This is a genomic window from Aequorivita sp. Q41 (genome assembly GCF_039831855.1).
In the GTDB taxonomy this organism is placed as follows: Bacteria; Bacteroidota; Bacteroidia; order Flavobacteriales; family Flavobacteriaceae; genus Aequorivita.
The window spans coordinates 1,511,094-1,532,703 of the sequence record NZ_JBDPMS010000001.1; the positions used below are offsets into that span (position 1 = coordinate 1,511,094).

The following is a 21,610-nucleotide window of genomic DNA, read 5'->3' on the forward strand; positions in this document are numbered from 1 at the left end:
TTTGAAGGCAAAAAATTACGTTTACAAGAGTGGCTTTTTCAAGCTTTTAGCAATAGTAAGTTTAATCTTGGTCAGCAATAGCTCGCTGGCGCAAGACTCCACCGCTGTAGGGAATGAAATGGGAAGAATGGACCTTCCCAATCCTAGAAGCATTCAGGATTTGTATTCTTACGACCCTATAACAGATAGATATATCTATACGCAAACCCTCGGGAATTTCAATATTACGTATCCCATTATTCTTACACCTCAGGAATACCAACAATTAATCCAAGAGGAGGAGATGAAGGCTTATTTCAAAAAGAAAATAGATGCTGCAGATGGGCGTAAAGATGGGTCTGAAGAAGAACAGAAAAATTTACTCCCTACATTTTATGTCAATTCAAATTTCTTTGAATCAGTTTTTGGGGGAAATACAATTGAAGTAATACCACAAGGTTCCGTTGAGATGGACCTTGGTTTGCTTTATACAAAACAAGACAACCCAGCTTTTTCACCGCGAAACAGAAGTAATTTTTCTTTTGATTTTGATCAACGAATTAGCTTAAGCCTTCTGGCAAAAGTAGGAACAAGACTTCAGGTTACTGCAAACTACGATACCGAAAGCACCTTCGATTTTCAAAATCAAATTAAGTTAGAATACACACCAACAGAAGACGATATTATCCAGAAAATTGAAGTTGGTAACGTAAGTATGCCACTGAACAGCACCTTGATTCAAGGGGCACAAAGCCTTTTTGGTGTAAAAACACAACTTCAATTTGGTAAAACTACGATTACAGGGGTTTTTTCTGAACAAAAATCGGAAACCAGAACCGTTACTGCTGAAGGAGGTGCAACCATTACAGATTTTGAGCTTTTTGCCTTAGACTATGATGATAATCGTCACTTTTTCTTAGGGCATTACTTTAGAGATAATTACGATCGTGTATTAAAGCAATATCCTTTCATTAACAGTAATGTGCAGATTACTCGAATGGAAGTTTGGATTACCAACCGTACAAGTAGAACTGAAAATGTACGGAACATTGTAGCATTGCAAGATATTGGGGAGTCTGACCCTACAAATATTGGTTTGAAATTCCCTCCTGGCGGATTTATTAATGCACCAAGAAATGCTTATCCCGATAATGGAAATAACGATTTTAATCCTTTTGGAATTAATGGCGGTGCTCAAACTTTGCTAAACTCAGCAATTCGTGATGTAGCAACTGTAGGCCAAGGTTTTACAGGTGTTCAAGTTAGTGAAGGAAAAGACTATGTAACCCTAGAAAATGCGCGTAGGCTAGATGCTGGTGAATACTCACTTAATTCACAGCTAGGTTATATATCGTTAAACCAACGTTTAACAAATGATGAAGTATTGGCGGTTTCGTATCAATTTACTGTTAACGGAAAGGTATACCAAGTTGGTGAATTTTCTAATGATGGGGTTGAGGCAAATGGAGGTGTTCAAAATACAGGAACTGGAACAAATCCAGGTGATGAACAAGGCGGTATTGCACAAAACCTTGTGGTAAAAATGCTTAAGAGCAGCATTACAAGTGTTGAAGAACCAAATTGGGATTTAATGATGAAAAACATCTATCCAATTGGAGCGTACCAATTAGAAAAAGAAGATTTTAAACTTAATATACTTTATACAGATCCTTCACCGCTTAACTATATAAAGGAAGCGCAAGGAACAGTAGGTCACCCAGCAGCAGAACTTCCTGAGGATGTGAAAAATCAAATTCTTTTAAAGGTATTTAATCTTGATCGATTAAACTTTAATAATGATCCGGTACAAGGAGGTGATGGTTTCTTTGATTTTCTTTCAGGAATAACTGTAGATGCTCAAAACGGTCGAATTATTTTTACAACAGTTGAACCATTTGGAGAGCATTTATTTGAGAAGTTAAATGTTCCTTCGGTTCCGGCTACCTACTCGATGCCTGACACCTACAACGCCAACCAAGATAAATACGTTTTTAGAACACTTTATACAGGCACCAAAACACAAGCAGAACAGCAGGAAAGTGAAAAAAATAAATTCCAATTAAAAGGAAGCTACAAATCTACTGGAGCAGATGGCATCCCAATTGGGGCATTCAATATTCCGCAAGGGTCTGTTACCGTTACGGCTGGTGGACGAACCTTAGTTGAAGGGGTTGATTATACCGTAAATTATCAATTAGGAAGAGTTCAAATTTTAGACCCAACCCTATTAAATAGTAATATTCCTATTTCTGTAAGTACTGAAAATAATTCACTTTTTGGGCAGCAAAGCAAGCGATTCACAGGTTTGAATGTAGAGCATAAATTTAGTGATAAGTTTCTTGTAGGGGCAACCTACTTAAACCTTAACGAGCGTCCGTTAACACAAAAATCATCCTATGGTGTTGAGCCAATAAACAACAGTATTTTTGGTATTAATTTAAATTATTCTACCGAAGTTCCATTCCTTACTAGAATGGTAAACCACTTGCCAAATATTGATACCGATGTAGAATCAAATATCTCCTTACGTGGTGAGTTTGCTTATTTGAAACCTGGCGCGCCAAAAGTCTCAGATTTCGATGGAAAAACAACAGTATATGTCGACGATTTTGAAGCTTCACAAACAGGAAACGATATTAGTGCACCGTTAAGTTGGTCTTTAGCAAGTACGCCTCTAGGTTATGGAGGTGATTTAGCTAATGAAGACCTCGCTTACAACTATAATCGCGCAAAATTGGCATGGTACAGTATCGATCCGATTTTCTATAGCAGTCAACGTCCTGATGGTATAAACGATCAAGACCTTTCTTCTCCTTTTACACGACGTGTTTTTAGAGATGAAATTTTTCCACAGCAAGATATAATTCAAGGACAAACACAAGCCTTATTTACATTAGACTTGGCGTATTATCCTTCACAACGTGGTGAATACAACTTTAATCCTGCTGCTCAAGGAACTAATGAACTTCCAAATCCGCAAGATCGTTTTGGAGGAATAATGAGACCGATTACCACAACAGATTTTGAAAAATCGAATGTAGAATACATTCAATTCTGGGTGATGGATCCTTTTATTTATGATGAAAATACTTCCAACCCTGGGGGAATGTTAAATTTTAACCTCGGTAGTATTTCAGAAGATATCCTAAAAGACGGTAGAAAACAATATGAAAACGGATTGCCAAGAGACGGAAGCAAAGCGAATACGCTTTCTTCTTCAATGGCGGTAACACCTTCAAGCCAATCTTTAGTTTATACTTTTGATACCGAAGGGGATGAACGCACGAATCAAGATATTGGTCTGGATGGGTTAAATGATTTGGATGAATTAGTAGATCCTAAAAATCCAAGCAGCCCAAATACAGCTTTGAGAAGTGCTTTTGGAGGCTTGCCTGATCCTGCAAATGATAACTATCAATATTTTCTGGATGCTGAAGGGAATATTCTTAATAGGTATTTAAAATACAACGGTACACAAGGAAACTCACCATCAGAAGTTACGAATACAAATCGTGGAAGTACTGCTCAGCCTGATGTAGAAGACATAAATCGTGACAATACAATGAACACGATAAACAGCTATTTTGAATATAACATTCCGTTTAAAAACGTAGGTGGGCAATTAGAGACTGTAAATAATAAATATGTTACTGATGTAAAAACGCTCGATGTAACCACACAAGATAACAGTGTGATTCCTGTGCGTTGGGTGCAATTTAAAATCCCGGTAAGTAAACCAGATCAAGCTTTAAATGGAATTTCAGATTTCCGTTCTATTCGCTTTATGCGTATGTTCCTTTCTGAATTTTCTCAAAACACAGTGCTTCGTTTTGGTACTTTAGAATTGGTTCGTGGGGATTATAGAAGATTTGATAAAACATTAGATGAAGTTACTTTTGAAGACCCCTCTAACGACGATACCGTTTTTGAAGTTCAAGCTGTAAGCATTGAAGAAAACGAAAACCGTCAGCCAATTCCATACGTATTGCCTCCAGGACTTCAGCGTGAAGAGCTTAACAACAACAACAATATTATCCGCGAAAACGAACAATCACTTTCATTAAGAGTATGTGGTTTAGAGCCAAATGACGGGCGTGCGGTATATAAAAACTTTAATGTGGATATGCGCCAGTATAAAAATCTGGAAATGTTTATTCACGCAGAATCTTTAGAAAACGAAACAGCACTTTCAGATGGGCAATTGGTAGCGTTTATGCGTTTAGGAAATGACCTTACCAATAACTATTATGAAGTTCAAATTCCGTTGAATCCAACTAATTTTGGAGCACGAAGCGCAGAGGAAATTTGGCCACTGGCAAATAGATTGAATTTACCTTTAGAATTACTTCAACAAATTAAAACGAAAGTGCTTGGTGATCCAGCATTTGACCAAACTATTGTTAACTTTTTCAACCAATCTGAGCTTGATGGTGGAAGCACAAATGGCGAAAATGAACTACGAATTGGTATAAAAGGTAATCCAAGTTTTGGAAATGTCCGTACAATAATGTTGGGTGTTAGAAATAGCACAACGAACGATTTATGTGGGGAAGTTTGGTTTAACGAACTTAGAATGTCTGAACTTCAAAACCAAGGTGGTTGGGCAGCGGTTGTTAGTATGGATGCAAATATTGCAGATTTTGCTACCATTAGCGCTACTGGAAGAAAAAGCACTGTAGGTTTCGGTTCTCTTGAACAAGGACCAAACCAAAGAAGTAGAGAAGACCTACAACAATATGATGTTGTTACTAACTTAAATCTTGGGCAGTTAATGCCTAAGAAATGGGGTGTGCAATTACCATTTAATTATGGCCGTTCAGAAGAGTTGATTACGCCGCAATACGATCCAGAATTCCAAGATATTGAATTGGATTCGAGAATAGATAATACGGACGATCAAGAAGAAAAAGATAGAATAAAGGAGCAAGCTGTAGATTATACTAAACGTCAGAGTGTAAACTTTATCGGGGTGCGTAAAGAACGTACGGGCGACAGCAAACCTCAGTTTTACGATGTTGAAAACCTTACGGCTTCCTTCTCCTACAATCAAACAGATCATCACGATTTTGAAGTAGAAGATGCATTAGAGCAAAATGTGCGTGCTGGCGCCACGTATAATCACAATTTTACAGCAAAGCCTGTAGAACCTTTTAAGAAAAATGATTCGTTATTTACAGGCAAGTACTGGCAATTTCTTAAAGATTTCAACTTTAATTATTTGCCGACCAATGTTTCTGTAACCTCAAATATTACACGTCAATACAACGAGCAAAAGTTTAGAGAGATTGATTTGCTTGATGATAATATTGGGCTTCCAAGATTGTATCAACGAAATTATTTATTCGATTGGCAGTATACAATTAATCACAATTTAACCAAATCGCTTCGTTTTAATTTTACGTCTTCAAATAATAGAATTGTAAATAATTATGTAGACGAAGGCGGTATTGTTAATAATGAAATTGGTGTCTGGGATGGCTTCTTTGATTTAGGAGATCCTAACCAACACGTGCAATCTTTACAAGTAAATTATGACTTGCCTTTTAATAAATTCCCATTCTTGAAATTTATTAGAGCTACCTATTCTTATACAGGAGATTATCAATGGCAGGCAGGAAGTGATCAATTTACTAATTTGCCTATCCAGTTAAGTGATGGTACGACAAACACTTACAATTTGGGTAATTCTATTCAGAACGGGAGTACGCATCAAATCAATTCGTCTATAGATATGAATGGGTTTTATCGTTATGTAGGGCTTACAAAAATTAAAACCAGTAGAGCGTCAAGAAAATCAGCTGGTGGCGACGGTGGCGATAGTAAATCTGGTGGTGATGAAAAGAATTCGCTTTCAAATGGAAAAAGTAGTGCGCCGAGTGTACTTGGTAGAGGAGCTGCTGGAGGAGCAGGTGGAACTGGGGGAGGCTTGAATGCTGGCGATAAAGCACTAAATTCTGTTATTGGTTTGGCAACAATGCTAAAGAAAATACAATTCAACTATCAAGAAAATAATGGTATTTACTTGCCAGGTTATTTGCCTTCTATTGGTTTTATTGGAACACTTAAACCAACCACAGGTTTCATATTTGGTAGTCAAGCAGAGATTAGAGAAATGGCTGCGAAAAAAGGGTGGCTAACATTATACCCAGAATTCAACGAACAATATACAGAAGTTGAAAGCAGACAGATGGATATTCAAGCTAATTTGGAGCCAATAAATGATTTAACCATAGACATTAATGGAAGCAGAATTTATTCTGAAAACTATGCTGAAAACTTTATTGTTAATGATGGGCTTTATAACTCATTAACTCCAAATACTTTTGGAAACTTCAATATTTCAACAGTATTGATTAAAACAGCATTTGGGGCTAGTAATGAAATTGGTTCTGAGGCATTTGACGAATTTAGAAGCAATAGATTAACCATTGCAAATAGATTGGCTGAAGAATATTATCAAGGTAGAGCTTTTAACCGAACAGATGATGGTTTCCCTGTAGGTTTTGGAAGAAATAGTCAAGATGTATTATTGCCATCTTTCCTTGCTGCATATAAAGGTAGCAACGCTTCAAAAGAAAAAACAGGAATATTTAGAGATATTCCACTTCCAAACTGGGATGTAAAATATACTGGATTGATGAATATTGCTTGGTTTAAGAAAAACTTCAAACGTTTTTCACTTACCCATGGTTATAGAGCGAGCTATACGGTTAATCAGTTTCAATCTAATTTAGATTACGATGAAAATAACCCAGAAGCTACCGACCAATCTGGAAACTTTAAGGCAAAAACCTTGCTTACAAATGTAAACCTAACAGAACAGTTTTCTCCTTTGTTGCGCATGGATTTTGAAATGAAAAATTCAGTAAAAATCCTAGCGGAGATGCGAAAAGACCGCGCGTTATCGTTAAGTTTCGCGAATAATTTACTTACTGAAATAAAAGGGAACGAATACATTATTGGTCTTGGGTATAGAATTAAAGACCTGCGCATTGCAACAAACTTTGGCGGTAAAAAATCTGTTATTACTAGCGATTTAAACTTTAAAGTAGATCTTTCTAGAAGAGATAATGTAACAATTATTAGGTATTTGGATATTCAAAATAACCAAACAACGGCTGGTCAAACAATCTATGGCGCTCAATTGTCCATTGATTATGCATTGAGTAAAAACCTTACAGCTTTGTTCTATTACGACCATACCTTCTCTGAGTACGCTATTTCAACAGCGTTCCCACAAACAACAATTAGAAGTGGATTTACACTTCGCTATAACTTTGGAAACTAAAAAAAACTTATATATTATTTATTATGAATGTACCATCTAACCTAAAGTATACAAAAGACCACGAATGGATTAAGGTTGAAGGCGATATTGCTACTATTGGTGTAACCGATTTTGCTCAAAGTGAGCTTGGCGATATTGTTTATGTAGAAGTTGAAACCGTTGGCGATACAATGGATAAAGAAGAAGTGTTTGGAACTGTAGAAGCTGTAAAAACCGTTTCAGATCTTTTTTTACCACTCTCTGGTGAAATTATTGAATTTAATGATTCCTTAGAATCGGAACCTGAAAAAGTAAATACCGATGCATACGGGGAAGGCTGGATGATTAAAATAAAGATTTCAAACCCAGATGAAATAGCTGAATTATTGGACGATGCTGCTTATAAAGCGCTTATTGGGTAGTAAACCCCTCTTGCTTATTGCCGTATTATACAGCTGTGCTATAACAACCCTATTTTTTATTCCAAGCCCAGAAATACCAAAAATAGAATTTTCAGATACAGATAAAATAGTTCATTGTTTGGTTTATTTTATCCTGATAAATTTATGGATGTTATATTTTTATGTGAGAAATAATTTCCAATTTACATATAAATTGGTTTTAATGCTTCTTCTTACAATTCTGGCTTATGGCATAATAGTTGAGATATTGCAAGGACTGTTAACCGTTTCTCGAAGTGCAGATGTTTTTGATGTACTTGCAAACTTAACAGGCTCATTATTTGGAATATTTTTTTTCAATAGCATTAAAAAAAAATTAAAATCTTGAAAATTTCAATTAAGTTTTAAATTGAATGATAATTTCTATATTTTAGCAACACGTTAAACACACTATTATGGAACCCAAAAAAAATCCGAAAGCAGACGTTAGTCGTAGAAGTATGCTTTTTTTCCAACTTGGAATGGTTGTAATGCTTTTTCTTGCATGGCAAGCAATTGAATGGAAATCGTATGATAAATCCGATAGCGACTACGGAAAACTAGACTTAGGCGATGAATTGGAAGAAGAAATTCCAATCACACAACAATTAACGCCACCACCACCGCCACCACCACCACCACCAGCACCTGAAGTAATTGAGGTTATGGAAGACGAAGATGAAGAGGAGGAAACTATAATAGAATCTACGGAAGCGAAACAAGATGAGAAAATTGTTGAAGTAAAGGAGATTAGAGAAGAAGTTGTTGAAGAAGAAATTGCTGATGTACCTTTCGCAGTTATCGAAAATGTGCCAATCTATCCAGGTTGTGAAAGCGAAAAAGGAAACGACGCAAAAAAGAAATGCATGTCTTCAAAAATTAGTGCATTCATTAACAAAAAGTTTGATACTAACTTAGCTTCAGACTTAGGCTTAGAAGGAAGACAGCGTATTGCCGTTCAATTTAAAATTGATAAAAGCGGAAGAGTTGTAGATGTTCGTGCACGTGCACCGCACCCAAGACTTGAAAAAGAAGCGATGAGTGTTGTACAATCACTTCCAAATATGACGCCAGGGAAACAAAGAGGTAAACCAGTTGGGGTACTTTATTCACTTCCTATCGTGTTTGATATTCAGTAGATAAACATAGAAATATTATTATAAAAGTCCCGTCTTTGCCCAGCAAAGACGGGACTTTTCTGTTTTGGCATAACAGTTGTAATTAATAAGATGTATTAATCTTTTAAAACCATTTATTATGAAAGCAAACACAAAAAATGCCAGCACAAAAAGAGCCGAAAAAAAACAGATAAACATCAAATGGAATTCACGTTTGTTTTTTCAATTAGGTATAATAGTTAGTTTACTATTTGTATTTTTTGTAATGCAAATGGATTTTGAGAAGAAAACCATGGTGGTAAAAAATACAACCGCTAAAGGGATAACCGAACCGCCGATGATTACATATGTTTTGGATGTTGACATGCCTAAACCACAAGCAGAAAAAGTAAAGGTTAAGCCAAAGCAACCTGTACAAAAAATAGTGAAAAGCAATGAGTTTGTTGTAAAACCAAACAGTTCTACAGATATTGAAACTCCAGTTTTACCAACTGATGCGCCAGTAATTGAAAGCCCAACGATACCAATTAGCCTTCCTGTTGTAGATAAGCCAGAGGGTCCAAAATCTTTAAATAGCGTAGAGTTTGTTCCTGTGTTTCCAGGATGTGAAATGTTAGGTACAAACGCTGAGAAAATAGAATGTATGTCTTCAAAAATTAATTCCTTTATAAATAAAAATTTTAGAACAGAATTGCTTGAAAACCTACAGTCAAATGAGACTCATAGGGTGTATGTTAACTTTAAAATCGATGCGAATGGATATGTAACGGATGTTATGGCAAACTCACACGATATGAAATTAAAAAACGAAGCGCAACGAGTAATTGCTGGCCTTCCAAACATGAGACCCGGGAAACAAGGAGATAAAAATGTAGCTGTTTTATATACTGTTCCTATTGTTTTTAAAATTCAATAAATTACCTCTTTTATCCATAGAAAAGCTCCCTTTTATTTAACGGGAGCTTTTTTTAAATCCAGCCATTGTAAAAAATCTGTATCTTTCGCCTTTAATTGATTAAACTAGCAAATGAAGTATTTTTTCTTCTTTTTTATATGTAGTATTTCGGGAGTGTCTTTTGGGCAAACTTCTTTAGCGCAATATGAAAAATATCCTGTTTTTGAGGAATGTAAAACTGTGACGGTTGATTTATTGGAAGATTGTTTTAAAGATACATTACACCAATTTATTTATGAAAATTTTAAAGTTCCTGAAAAAGTTTTTACAGAAAATTATAAAGGAAATGTAAATGTGCTTTTTGAAGTTACAAAAGAAGGTAGGTTTAAAGTATTATACATAGACGCAATATATAGCGAATTAAAAGAAGAAGCAAAACGGGTTTTTGAATCACTTCCGGAAGTGGAGCCAGCAACTTTTAATGGTTCTCCGGCATATGTGCAATTTTCGTTTCCTATAACAATTCCACTTGTGGCTCCAGGAGAAAGTATTGTGCATTCTACGGCTGGTTTAACAGAAAATGAAAGAGAGGCTTTGGCAGATGAATTTGATGCAATTGTAAATTTGCCATATACTAATGAGGAATATAGAAGCAATATAAATATTCCGCTTTCACACCATAATTATAGTCTTTTTGATCCAGCATTAAATAAAGTTGGTTTAAATAATCATACCGCACAAAAGCCATATATATATTCAGAGGTAAATAAATATTATGATTTTGAAGCTGCGGAGAAAGAACTTCTAAAAAATAAAACGTCTTGGTTCGGGCGAAAATTTTGGAATGAACATCTTGTTACAGTTAAAGGTAAAGACTATTGGTTAACATTTGATGCGGGAGTCGATCTGCAGGCTGGAAAAGATATAGACGCGGCTATTGATACTTATAATAATACTCGTTTGGTATACACCCAGGGCGGTATTGGTAAGCATCTTAATTTTTTTGGAGTTATTTATGAAAGCCAAGGGCGATTTGCTGATTATTTTAATAGATATGCTGAATCTATTTTGCCTGCTGGAGGTAATCCGGCGATAATTCCTGGCCACGGAATAGCAAAAAGATTTAGATCAGATTCATACGATTATCCGGTAGCTACGGGTCATATTTCATATACTCCTTCTAAATTTTTTAACCTTCAGCTTGGGCATGGAAAAACATTTATTGGTGATGGGTATCGCTCTTTGTTGTTTAGTGATAATGCCAGTCCATATCCTTTCCTTAAAATGAATACTACTTTTTGGAAGTTAAAATACACTAATACATGGATGTCACTTCGTGATGTGCGACCAGAGGCAACGGTAGATCGTGCGTATCGAACAAAATATATGGCGACCCATTATTTAAGTTATAATATTACAAAGCGACTTAATTTAGGTTTCTTTGAATCTGTAATATGGCAAAGTGATAATGATCGCGGTTTTGATGTTAACTATTTAAATCCAATTATTTTTTATCGTGCGATAGAGTTTTCTACAGGGTCTCGCAGTGGGAATGCATTAATGGGTATTAGTGGGAAATATAAAATTAATGATCGTGTAAATATTTACGGTCAGCTTATTATAGATGAATTTTCTACTAGTGACGTATTTGGAGGAGCAGGGAGTTATAAAAATAAAACAGGATATCAGTTGGGCTTAAAGTATTACGATGCGTTCGGTTTAAAAAACCTCTATTTGCAAACAGAATACAATAGAGTGCGGCCATATACTTATTCGCATAACTCTATTGTTTTAAATTATGGTCATAATAATCAATCTATGGCTCATACACTTGGGGCTAATTTTTCTGAGTTTATTGCCATTGCGCGATACCAAAAGGGAAGAATTTATGGCGATTTAAAGCTTATTTCTGCAAAACGTGGCTTTGAGTTTAATACAGAAGAAGATGCTAGTTTTTATGGAGGAGATATTTATGGTACAGAAAACGATCGTGTTTCCGAAAACGGAAATGAGTTGGCGCAAGGTAATACTACTGATTTTTTCCATGCGGAGCTTCAAGCAGGCTATGTTATAAACCCAGCTACAAACTTAAAAATATATGGAAGTTTTATTTATAGAAATTTTGAGCCTAAAATAAATACCGAAACAGTATTTGAAAATCAAACCTCTTGGGTGAATTTTGGCATTCGCACCGATTTGTTTAATTGGTACTACGATTTTTAAGAAGAAGTTCTTGCCTTCAAACAAGTCATTTTTCTTCTGAAGTAAGATAAATTGTTACTCTTTTTTTTCTTTCATTTGATCCCTAAGTTTTTCACGGGCTTTTTTGTTATTCTCTTCATTAACTTCAATTGACTTACGTGATTTTGCAACTTCTGCATAAACCATTTTTAAAAACGCATCCCTATCTATAAAGCCAGCACCATAACCTTGTTCGTCGTATTCTTTGGTTAATTCAGGCATATTTAAAATATCTTCTTCGGTTTTTTTAGTGATGTAGAGGGCAGAAACTTTTTTATAAATATTTGAAAGCATTAAAGTGGTTTTTTGAAGATCTTTAAAGGTGCCTATGTTTCCGTGTCCGGGTATTATTTTTGTATCCTCATTAATAACCATCATTGCTTTTTCTATAGCTGCAATATATCCTAAAATACTTCCTCCATTTTTAGTGTCTATATAAGGATATTTGCCATTAAAAAAAACATCTCCAGTGTGGAGTACATTACTATTTGTAAAATAAACCATGGCGTCTCCATCAGTATGGGCATTGTGGATGTGAAAAACATAAATTTTTTCACCGTTGAAATTAAAAGTTAAATCTTCAGAAAAAGTCACCATTGGAAGGGTGTTTGCTTGTACCTTTTTCTTCTCTTCCTGTATTATATTTAACAAACGATTACGAACATTCTCTTGGGAAAAAATGATGGTTCCACTATCAGCCATCGCCGAGTTTCCTCCAGTGTGATCTCCATGAAAATGCGTATTAATCAATAAACGGATAGGTTTGTCGCTGATTTTTTTAATTTCGTTTTGAACTTGTTCAATGCCATCGGCATACTGATCGTCTATCATAAAAATACCGTCTTTACCAATACTTAGCCCAATATTTCCACCTTTACCTTGAAGCATATGGATATTGTTTTTGACCTTAATTATTTTTAAATGTGTTTTTTCACCCGTATCTGTCTGAGCGATAGCTGTTAATGAAAATAATATAAAAATTGTGCTAAAAAAAAGTTTGGACGCCATGTTTTTTTGATTTGAATAATGGTTGAAATTACTAAAAATGCTGAAATAAAAGCATAAGATTGTTGATAATATATTGCTGAAAAAATTAAGGAAGCGTATCTTTGCATCGCTAAAAATTAAAGATATTGTCCGTTACACAATCACACTCTATTACTAATTCTATAGTAAAGAATTTTACTGAGATAACAAAGCTGAGGCTTTCAGTGAGTGTGGTGTTTTCTTCTGTGGCAGGCTATTTATTAGGAACTGATGCTGTCGATTTTTACATACTTTTCTTATTATGTGTAGGGGGGTATTGTATGGTTGGTGCTTCAAATGTGTACAATCAAATTATTGAGCGAGATCTAGATGCATTAATGGATCGCACCAAAAATAGACCGTTACCTGCAGGGCAAATGCGTGTTCAGGCTGCTTTTATTCTTGCTAGCATTCTTACTATTATAGGGATTGCCGTGCTCTATGCCATCAATCCGATTACCGCAATGTTTGGGGCTATTTCTATTTTTATGTATGTTAGTCTATATACTCCTTTAAAAACCAAAACGCCACTTTCTGTTTTTGTTGGTGCCTTTCCAGGAGCTATTCCTTTTATGCTAGGCTGGGTGGCTGCTACAGGAAAATTTGGTATTGAACCTGGAACCTTATTTATGATTCAGTTTTTTTGGCAGTTCCCACATTTTTGGGCTATCGGTTGGTTTCTTTTTGATGATTATAAAAAAGGGGGATTCTTTATGCTTCCCAATGGAAAAAGAGATAAAGGCACCGCAATTCAGGTGGTTTTATATACAATTTGGACAGTTCTAGCGTCGTTGATACCTGTTCTTGGAATTACTGGAAAATTATATCTAAGCCCAATTTCAGGTGTTTTAATTGGTATGTTAGGAATGGGACTAATTTATTATGCAATTCGACTTTATAAAGAGAAAACATCAAAAACGGCTAAAGAATTAATGCTGGCAAGTGTAAGTTATATAACACTGTTGCAGATAATTTATGTGGCAGATAAATTTTTAAGATATTAAAAGCCTACAGGCATTCAATATGCCATTTAACAATTAAAAAGAATGGATTTAACCCAAGGGAGTGAGCAAATAAAAGTAAACAGAGCAAAAAAGAATATGCTTTGGTTTGGACTTATTAGTTTAACAATGAGTTTTGCGGGCTTAACAAGTGCATATGTAGTAAGTAAAGAGCGTCCAGACTGGCTAACTACTTTTGAGATTCCGCAGGCATTTTATATAAGCCTTGCGCTGATAATTTGTAGTAGTTTGACCGTGCATTTTGCCTTGTTGAGCATTAGAAAGCAAAAAAATAGACTTGGAATGCTTCTGTTAATTTCCACATTTATAATGGGAGTTTTGTTTGTGTTTTTTCAATTTGAAGGATTTTCTGAAATCATTCAAAACGGGTATAATTTTACTGGGCCAACAAGTAGTATTACAACATCATTTATATATTTGGTCGTTTTATTGCACGTAGCACACGTTTTTGCAGGGCTAATATCCCTTTTGGTTGTAATTTATAATCATTATAAACTAAAATATGAAAACGGTAAAACCCTTGGCGTTGAACTGGCTGCAACTTTTTGGCATTTCGTTGACTTCGTCTGGATTTATCTGTTTTTATTTTTATATTTCGTTAAATAAAAATTAAACGTATTTTTGAACCTTATTTAAAACCAATTTCTTTTTATGGAAACTACTGTTGTTAGAACAGGTACTGAGGGAAAAACCTGGGGCGGCGGAAACCATCCGCTTAAAGCCAGTTACGGAAAAATGATGATGTGGTTTTTTATCGTTTCCGATGCCTTAACTTTTTCAGGATTCCTTGCCGCTTACGGATTTTCAAGATTTAAATTTGTGGATGCATGGCCAATCCCTGACGAAGTATTTACCCACTTCCCATTTCTTCATGGAGTAGATGCACCTATGTATTATGTGGCATTTATGACCTTTATTTTGATTTTTTCATCTGTAACTATGGTGTTGGCTGTAGATGCAGGTCATAAAATGCAACAAAATAAAGTGATTATGTACTTATTCCTTACCATTATTGGAGGTTTCATTTTCTTAGGCTCACAAGCTTGGGAGTGGAACACCTTTATAAAAGGAGATTACGGCGCAATCGAAACGAAAGGGGGGCAAATTGTTCAATTTCTCAATAAAGACGGAGCGCGCGTGGCACTTCGTGATTTTGCTGCACCTGCAACGGGTGATCGTGCAGAACAAACGCGTGAAAATGGAATTTGGTTCGAAGGCGAAACCGAATACTACCCTAGTGTTTCTTTTGAACAAGTAAAACAAGGTTTTCTTGCCGATGATAATCTATTGGTGAGAGTTCAATATAAAGATGAACACGGACATCATATTGTATTAAACCGTGAAGAATCCATCGCAAAGGTTACAAATGACGGCGTTATGGTGGTTGAAGGTGCAAATCTTCGCCATAATGAATACGGACATCCACTTTTTGCAGATTTCTTCTTCTTTATTACAGGTTTTCACGGATTCCACGTTGCTACGGGAGTGCTTATTAACTGTATCATATTTTTCAATGTAATTTTGGGAACTTATGAACGCCGCGGAAGCTATGAAATGGTTGAAAAAGTTGGACTATACTGGCACTTTGTAGATTTAGTATGGGTCTTTGTATTTACATTCTTTTATCTTGTATAATAATTTAGTATTGAAAAATGGCACACGAACACGAGCATAAATTAGCAATATTTAGAGGAGCTTTAAAGTTTAAATCTAATGTTTCAAAAATTTGGGGAGTATTTATTATACTTTCTATAGTTACTATTATTGAGGTGGTTCTTGGTATTATCCGTCCCACATTTTTAGTAGAACAACACTTTTTGGCTTTAAAACTTCTAAACTGGATATTTATAATTCTTACAATCTTTAAAGCATATTATATTACTTGGGATTTTATGCACATGCGTGATGAAGCCTCAGGTTTAAGACGATCTGTAATCTGGACAACAATATTCTTAATTGCATACCTAGTGGTGCTTTTACTAATTGAAGGCGATTATATTTTTGAAGTATACAGTGATGGTTTTATAAAATTTAATTTCTAAACCACCATTTTAATTTATACAAAAGCCCTCTTATTGAGGGCTTTTTTTATTGCGATACTTTTTAAAATTTACACCTAAAAAATTGCCCAAGGGGGTTTTACCCTGTATTTTTGTAAACGATAAATAATGCAAAATGAAAAAGTATTTAGTTCTTGGAATTTTATTCTTATTACCCATTACAGCCTATGTTTTTTTTGCTTCCGGAGTAAATAATTTTGCAACCTTACCAATTATAACACCTACAATTTCTGAACTTGATGGTTTTAAATCTTTAGAAGGGAAACCAGTAAAACTTGAAAACCATATTACCGTTTTGGGGTTCTTCGGAAGCGATCTTGAAGTGCATAGAGCGTATGCATACAATCTTGCACATAAAATTTATACAAAAAACCATGGGTTTAAAGAATTTCAATTTGTTATCCTATTGCCCAATGGTACCGAAGCACAAGCAAAAAAGATTGATCAAAAACTCCAGGAAATAGCACCAACAGATTCTTGGCATTTTGCTTTTGGTTCTGCTGATGCTATAAATCGTGTTTTTAATTCTTTGAAATCGACTATTGCCTTAGATTCTAATTTCTCGAGTCCGTATGTTTTTATAGTAGATAAAGAAAGAAATTTAAGAGGAAGAGATGATGATGAAGATGAAGGTGTAATGTATGGGTTTGATTCCAGTACAATTGCTGAAATTAATAATAAAATGAGCGATGACGTAAAAGTATTGTTAGCAGAATATAGACGCGCCTTAAAAAAATACAATACCTCTTCAGAAACGCCTAGTATAGCAGAATAAATTATTAGTAAAAAATAGTGTAAAAACACCCAACGTATTTCTTTCAAAATGAAAAAACAATATTCATACATCGGTATTTCATTCATTATTTTAATTTTTGGAATTTGGGCTGTACCAAAAATTATAAATTCACTTTCACAACCAGAGCTTGATGTAATTGGTACTGTACAAGCTTTTAGTTTTACAAATCAAAACGGTAAAACAATTACCAATAAAGATTTTGAAGGTAAAGTTTATGTGGTTGAATTTTTCTTTACAACCTGTCCGAGTATTTGCCCGATTATGACAGAAAATATGATAAAAATTCAAAATGAATATTTAGGCAATCCAAAAGTAGGAATTGCATCATTCTCTATAGACCCCGAATACGATACTCCCGAAATCTTAAAAGAATACGCTACGAACAAAGGAATTACAAAGCCACAATGGCATTTGCTTACAGGTGAGAAAGATGCCGTTTTTAAACTAGCAAATGAAGGGTTTAATATATATGTTGGGGAAGCTTCTGAGGTTGAAGGAGGCTTTGAACATTCAGGATTTTTCGCTTTAATAGATCAAGAAGGCAATATCCGTTCCCGAAAAGATGAAAATGGAAACCCAATTATTTATTATGATGGCTTGGATGACAAAGGAATTCAAATGCTAAAAGAAGATATTAAAGTACTTTTATAAATTTAGAATGGAAACAACCGAAGCACCTACTAAAAAATATACTGTCTGGATTTGGATACTCTCTATTATCATTCCTGTGGCAGTAGCTGTTTTATTTACTGTAAAAATCCCAGGAGTAGCTCGTATGGGATTTTTGCCACCTATTTATGCAACCATTAACGGAATAACTGCATTGCTTTTAATAACCGCAGTGTATCAAATAAAAAATGGGAATAGAAAACTGCATGAGCGTTTAATGAAAACTGCAATTGTATTTTCAGTGCTTTTTTTGGTTTTATATGTAATCTACCATATGACTTCAGATAGCACCCCGTTTGGAGGGGAAGGAATTATTAAATACGTTTATTATTTTATTCTTATAACCCATATTTTACTGTCTATTGCTGTTATTCCTTTTGTGCTCATTACCTATGTTCGTGGTATTTCAGGACAGTTTTATAAACACCGAAAAATTGCCCGAATAACATACCCACTATGGTTGTATGTTGCTGTAACTGGGGTTATTGTTTATGTAATGATTTCTCCATATTATTAAAATTGAAAAGTAAAATGAAAACAAAGATTCTTTTCATCATATTAATACTCTTTCTGGTTACAATAACTCCGGCAGAATCGCAGTGCGCTATGTGTCGTGCAGTTTTGGAAAGTGAAGAAGGTGGGCAAGCGGCAAAAGGCATTAATAATGGAATTGTATACCTTATGATCTTCCCATACTTACTTGTTGGAGCTGTAGGTTATGCCATTTATAGAAGTAGAAAAAAAGCGCGCGCTAAAAAAACAAATTGATTTTTTGTAACACATTTCTTTTTTTTAAGTCTTATAAGTAACCTAAACCCTAAGTCTTAACAAGAAATTCACATTAGTAAAGGTATTTCCCCTTTATTTTGTAACCCAACAATTTTCAGAATGATAGAAATTAAAGATCTTCATAAGTCATATCACATGGGTAAAAACTCGCTCCATGTTTTAAAAGGTATCAACTTTACAGTTTCTGAAGGTGAAATGGTGTCTATTATGGGATCTTCTGGCTCTGGAAAATCTACATTGCTAAACATTCTAGGTATTCTTGATGAAGCAGATGAGGGAACCTACACTTTAGATAATACCTTGATAAAAGACTTAAATGAAAAAGTTGCTGCGCGTTACCGCAATAAATTTTTAGGATTTATATTTCAATCTTTTAACCTTATTAACTATAAATCTGCATTAGATAATGTTGCCATGCCACTTTATTATCAGGGTGTAAAGCGTAATATTCGTACCGACAAAGCGATGCATTATCTTGAAAAAGTAGGGCTAGCAGATTGGGCTTCACACCTTCCCAATGAACTTTCCGGGGGTCAAAAGCAACGTGTTGCAATTGCAAGAGCTTTGGCTAGTGACCCCAAAGTGTTACTTGCTGATGAACCTACGGGAGCACTAGATACAAAGACTTCCTATGAAGTTATGGAGCTTATTCAAGGAATTAACGACGAGGGAAAAACGATACTTATTGTTACTCACGAAGACGATATTGCACATATGACCAAGCGTATTGTGAATCTTAAAGATGGACTGATTATAGATGATTCTATAGTAAAACAAGTTCGCGCTAAAAGAGAAACCTATGTTTAATATTGAACGGTGGCAAGAGATTTTTGAGGCAATTCAAAAGAATAAATTACGAACTTTTTTAACGGGACTTTCTGTAGCATCAGGTATTTTTATCCTGGTAATCCTGCTTGCTATCGGGCAAGGAATGTCTAATGGGGTTGAAAAAGAGTTTGAAAATGATGCCACCAACCGTATTAGTATCTGGACTAATGTAACTTCAGTAGAATATAAAGGGCTAAATCCAGGACGAATAATCGAAATGGATAATCGTGATTACGAAACAGCGGTAAATAAAAACAGTAAAACTATTGAACTTAAATCTGGAGTTTATAGCAGATGGGGGCAATTAACTACCTATAAAAAAGAAAATGGAAGCTATAGAGTAGAAGGTGTACGTGGGGATTATCAATTTCTTGAAAACGAAACACTAGTAATTGGAAGGTATATAAACCAAGCGGATTTAGATAACTTCGAAAAGAATGCAGTTATCGGAAATCAAGTATATCTTGATCTTTTCAAAGGAAAAAAGGCATTGGGAGAATATATTGACATTTCTGGAATAAAATTTAAAGTGGTTGGTGTTTATACCGACCCTGGAGGAGAGCGGGAGGAAACGCGTATATTTATTCCACTTACAACCTCACAGCGTGTTTATAATGCTGGAGATAAACTTCGTTCGTTGGCTTTTACACTTGAAAAACACGATAAATATGAAGATGCACTCGCTGCTTCTGAAGCTTTTTCTGCTTCACTAGAAGCAGATTTAAAAGCAAAGCACTCCATTGCTCCTTCTGATGAAAGAGCTGTAAATATTAATAATACACTAGAAAACACAAAACGATTCTACGATTTAAATAATATGATACGCTGGTTTTTTTGGGGCGTAGGTATATGTACAATTATTGCGGGAGTTGTTGGGGTTAGTAATATTATGCTCATCATCGTTAAAGAACGCACCAAAGAAATTGGGATTCGTAAAGCTATTGGCGCCCAACCGTGGTCTATTATCGGGATGATACTTCACGAATCTATTTTTGTTACCGCTATAGCAGGTTTTATAGGGCTTATATTTAGTATGCTTTTACTAGAATTGGTAGGCCCTTTTATTGAAACAGATTATATTCGGAATCCTTCCGTCGATTTTACGGTGGCAATAACAACTGTAATTATTCTTGTTGTTGCAGGAGCCTTGGCGGGTTTTTTTCCTGCATATCGTGCAGCAAATATTAAACCCATAGAAGCTTTGCGTGATGAGTAAACTTTTTAGTAGAGATAGCTGGGCAGAAATCATTGAAGCCCTTAGTAGCAACTGGTTTAGGACGGTAATGACTGCTTTTGGAGTACTCTGGGGGATATTCATTCTAGTTATTCTGCTGGCTGCAGGTAACGGCTTGGAAAATGGAATAAAACAAGGCTTTAATGGAATGGCTACAAACTCAATGTTTATGTGGTCCCAAACTGCTTCACAACCCTATAAGGGGTTGCCAAAAGGGCGTAGATACAACTTTAAAACCGGTGATGTTACTGCTATTAAACAAAATGTGGATGGGCTTCGCTTTGTTTCTCCAAGAAATCAATTAGGAGGATTTCGAGGTAGTAATAATGTGGTAAGAGGGCTTCAAACAGGTGCGTTTAATGTATATGGCGATTATCCTGAAATTATCCAACAACAACCGATGGACATAACTTCGGGTAGGTTTATTAACTACTCAGATATAAATGAAAGCCGCAAAATTGCGATAATCGGGAGTGGTGTTCAAAGTGCTTTATATGAACCAAACGAAGAAGTTATTGGTTCGTACATTAAAATAAATGGAGTCAATTTTATGGTGGTCGGCACCTATAAAAAGAAAGGAAATAATGGCGATCCCGAAGAGATGCAGAAAGAAATATACGTTCCATTTACCTCTTTCTCTCAAGCTTTTAATATGGGTGATATTGTAGGGTGGATGGCGATTACTGCCGAAGACGGCTCTTCAATTACTGGGTTAAAATCTCAAATAATCGATGTAATTAAAACCCGCCATACCATACACCCTGACGATAATAGAGCTGTAGGAAATTTTGATCTTTATGAAGAGTTTAGCAAGATAAACGGTTTGTTTATAGCATTAAATTTTGTGGCTTACTTTGTGGGAATTTTAGTATTGCTTTCAGGAATCATTGGGATTAGCAATATAATGTTGATAGTAGTAAAAGAACGTACAAAAGAAATCGGTATTCGTCGTGCTTTAGGTGCTACACCGTGGAGTATCCGTGCACAAATATTATTAGAATCTATTTTCTTAACCATAATTTCAGGAATGGCAGGAATTGTTTTGGCAACAACAGTACTTTGGTTGGTGAATTATAAATTAAGCAGTATGGATACGAGCGACATGATGTTTATAAACCCCTCAGTTAACATAGGAGTTGTTTTTATAGCCCTTACCATATTGATTGTTTCAGGACTTTTGGCAGGTTTAATTCCCGCACAGAATGCGATAAAAATTAAACCTGTTGAAGCATTAAGAACCGAATAA

General features: G+C 35.2%; 17 protein-coding genes. 16 read left to right on the top strand and 1 reads right to left on the bottom strand.

The annotated features are described in order from the left end of the window. Position 1: 1 nt before the first annotated feature. The 5 genes from sprA to ABJ955_RS06970 all read left to right on the top strand — a co-directional run bounded on the left by sprA (position 2) and on the right by ABJ955_RS06970 (position 11,922). Complete coding sequence (gene sprA, locus ABJ955_RS06950) at positions 2 to 7,267, top strand: cell surface protein SprA (protein ID WP_347373872.1); 7,266 nt, start codon at positions 2 to 4, stop codon at positions 7,265 to 7,267. A gap of 23 nt (positions 7,268 to 7,290) precedes the next feature. After that, positions 7,291 to 7,668 carry a glycine cleavage system protein GcvH gene (gcvH, locus tag ABJ955_RS06955; RefSeq protein WP_347373873.1) on the top strand — a complete coding sequence of 126 codons (378 nt, stop codon included), beginning with the start codon at positions 7,291 to 7,293 and terminating at the stop codon, positions 7,666 to 7,668. A 434-nt stretch (positions 7,669 to 8,102) separates the two neighbouring features. Then, positions 8,103 to 8,825: an energy transducer TonB gene (locus tag ABJ955_RS06960; protein WP_347373874.1), complete on the top strand. Its 723-nt coding sequence runs from the start codon at positions 8,103 to 8,105 to the stop codon at positions 8,823 to 8,825. Positions 8,826 to 8,943: 118 nt separating this feature from the next. Beyond that, the gene (locus ABJ955_RS06965; RefSeq protein ID WP_347373875.1) at positions 8,944 to 9,720 is read left to right on the top strand and encodes an energy transducer TonB; all 777 of its coding nucleotides are present in this window, start codon (positions 8,944 to 8,946) and stop codon (positions 9,718 to 9,720) included. Between the two features lie 111 nt (positions 9,721 to 9,831). Continuing rightward, the gene (locus tag ABJ955_RS06970) at positions 9,832 to 11,922 is read left to right on the top strand and encodes a gliding motility protein RemB (protein WP_347373876.1); all 2,091 of its coding nucleotides are present in this window, start codon (positions 9,832 to 9,834) and stop codon (positions 11,920 to 11,922) included. Positions 11,923 to 11,976: 54 nt separating this feature from the next. On the opposite strand, the gene ABJ955_RS06975 is transcribed toward ABJ955_RS06970, so the two are convergent. After that, the gene (locus ABJ955_RS06975; RefSeq protein ID WP_347373877.1) at positions 11,977 to 12,948 is read right to left on the bottom strand and encodes an MBL fold metallo-hydrolase; all 972 of its coding nucleotides are present in this window, start codon (positions 12,946 to 12,948) and stop codon (positions 11,977 to 11,979) included. Positions 12,949 to 13,073: 125 nt separating this feature from the next. Here ABJ955_RS06975 and cyoE point away from each other — a divergent pair, with 125 nt between their 5' ends. The 11 genes from cyoE (at position 13,074) to ABJ955_RS07030 (ending at position 21,610) form a co-directional block, all read left to right on the top strand. Further along, entirely contained in the window at positions 13,074 to 13,970 is an 897-nt protein-coding gene (gene cyoE / locus ABJ955_RS06980; protein ID WP_347373878.1) for a heme o synthase, read from the top strand. A gap of 42 nt (positions 13,971 to 14,012) precedes the next feature. Next, a complete protein-coding gene (locus ABJ955_RS06985) occupies positions 14,013 to 14,594 on the top strand; it encodes a cytochrome c oxidase subunit 3 (protein ID WP_347373879.1) in 582 nt (193 codons plus the stop codon). Positions 14,595 to 14,639: 45 nt separating this feature from the next. Beyond that, entirely contained in the window at positions 14,640 to 15,623 is a 984-nt protein-coding gene (locus ABJ955_RS06990) for a cytochrome c oxidase subunit 3 (protein ID WP_347373880.1), read from the top strand. 17 nt (positions 15,624 to 15,640) lie between these two features. Further along, positions 15,641 to 16,030 (top strand): cytochrome C oxidase subunit IV family protein, encoded by a 390-nt coding sequence (locus tag ABJ955_RS06995; RefSeq protein ID WP_347373881.1) that lies wholly within the window; start codon positions 15,641 to 15,643, stop codon positions 16,028 to 16,030. Positions 16,031 to 16,163: 133 nt separating this feature from the next. Next, entirely contained in the window at positions 16,164 to 16,823 is a 660-nt protein-coding gene (locus tag ABJ955_RS07000; RefSeq protein ID WP_347373882.1) for a hypothetical protein, read from the top strand. 48 nt (positions 16,824 to 16,871) lie between these two features. Continuing rightward, a complete protein-coding gene (locus tag ABJ955_RS07005; RefSeq protein WP_347373883.1) occupies positions 16,872 to 17,495 on the top strand; it encodes an SCO family protein in 624 nt (207 codons plus the stop codon). A gap of 7 nt (positions 17,496 to 17,502) precedes the next feature. Next, complete coding sequence (locus ABJ955_RS07010) at positions 17,503 to 18,030, top strand: DUF420 domain-containing protein (protein ID WP_347373884.1); 528 nt, start codon at positions 17,503 to 17,505, stop codon at positions 18,028 to 18,030. Positions 18,031 to 18,044: 14 nt separating this feature from the next. Beyond that, positions 18,045 to 18,281 (top strand): hypothetical protein, encoded by a 237-nt coding sequence (locus ABJ955_RS07015; RefSeq protein ID WP_347373885.1) that lies wholly within the window; start codon positions 18,045 to 18,047, stop codon positions 18,279 to 18,281. 120 nt (positions 18,282 to 18,401) lie between these two features. After that, entirely contained in the window at positions 18,402 to 19,109 is a 708-nt protein-coding gene (locus ABJ955_RS07020) for an ABC transporter ATP-binding protein (RefSeq protein ID WP_347373886.1), read from the top strand. Continuing rightward, positions 19,102 to 20,346: an ABC transporter permease gene (locus tag ABJ955_RS07025; RefSeq protein WP_347373887.1), complete on the top strand. Its 1,245-nt coding sequence runs from the start codon at positions 19,102 to 19,104 to the stop codon at positions 20,344 to 20,346. Before ABJ955_RS07020 ends, ABJ955_RS07025 begins: the two co-directional genes overlap by 8 nt. Beyond that, complete coding sequence (locus ABJ955_RS07030) at positions 20,339 to 21,610, top strand: ABC transporter permease (protein WP_347373888.1); 1,272 nt, start codon at positions 20,339 to 20,341, stop codon at positions 21,608 to 21,610. The genes ABJ955_RS07025 and ABJ955_RS07030 overlap by 8 nt, the downstream gene beginning before the upstream one ends.

Excerpts from the sequence above, each read along its gene's own strand:
- ABJ955_RS07020 (WP_347373886.1), top strand. The coding sequence starts at position 18,402 with ATGATAGAAATTAAAGATCTTCATAAGTCATATCACATGGGTAAAAAC.
- ABJ955_RS06975 (WP_347373877.1), bottom strand. The coding sequence starts at position 12,948 with ATGGCGTCCAAACTTTTTTTTAGCACAATTTTTATATTATTTTCATTA.
- ABJ955_RS07000 (WP_347373882.1), top strand. The coding sequence starts at position 16,164 with ATGAAAAAGTATTTAGTTCTTGGAATTTTATTCTTATTACCCATTACA.
- ABJ955_RS07030 (WP_347373888.1), top strand. The coding sequence starts at position 20,339 with ATGAGTAAACTTTTTAGTAGAGATAGCTGGGCAGAAATCATTGAAGCC.
- ABJ955_RS07005 (WP_347373883.1), top strand. The coding sequence starts at position 16,872 with ATGAAAAAACAATATTCATACATCGGTATTTCATTCATTATTTTAATT.
- ABJ955_RS07025 (WP_347373887.1), top strand. The coding sequence starts at position 19,102 with ATGTTTAATATTGAACGGTGGCAAGAGATTTTTGAGGCAATTCAAAAG.
- ABJ955_RS07010 (WP_347373884.1), top strand. The coding sequence starts at position 17,503 with ATGGAAACAACCGAAGCACCTACTAAAAAATATACTGTCTGGATTTGG.
- ABJ955_RS06970 (WP_347373876.1), top strand. The coding sequence starts at position 9,832 with ATGAAGTATTTTTTCTTCTTTTTTATATGTAGTATTTCGGGAGTGTCT.
- ABJ955_RS06965 (WP_347373875.1), top strand. The coding sequence starts at position 8,944 with ATGAAAGCAAACACAAAAAATGCCAGCACAAAAAGAGCCGAAAAAAAA.
- gcvH (WP_347373873.1), top strand. The coding sequence starts at position 7,291 with ATGAATGTACCATCTAACCTAAAGTATACAAAAGACCACGAATGGATT.
- ABJ955_RS06985 (WP_347373879.1), top strand. The coding sequence starts at position 14,013 with ATGGATTTAACCCAAGGGAGTGAGCAAATAAAAGTAAACAGAGCAAAA.
- ABJ955_RS06960 (WP_347373874.1), top strand. The coding sequence starts at position 8,103 with ATGGAACCCAAAAAAAATCCGAAAGCAGACGTTAGTCGTAGAAGTATG.
- ABJ955_RS06990 (WP_347373880.1), top strand. The coding sequence starts at position 14,640 with ATGGAAACTACTGTTGTTAGAACAGGTACTGAGGGAAAAACCTGGGGC.
- ABJ955_RS06995 (WP_347373881.1), top strand. The coding sequence starts at position 15,641 with ATGGCACACGAACACGAGCATAAATTAGCAATATTTAGAGGAGCTTTA.
- ABJ955_RS07015 (WP_347373885.1), top strand. The coding sequence starts at position 18,045 with ATGAAAACAAAGATTCTTTTCATCATATTAATACTCTTTCTGGTTACA.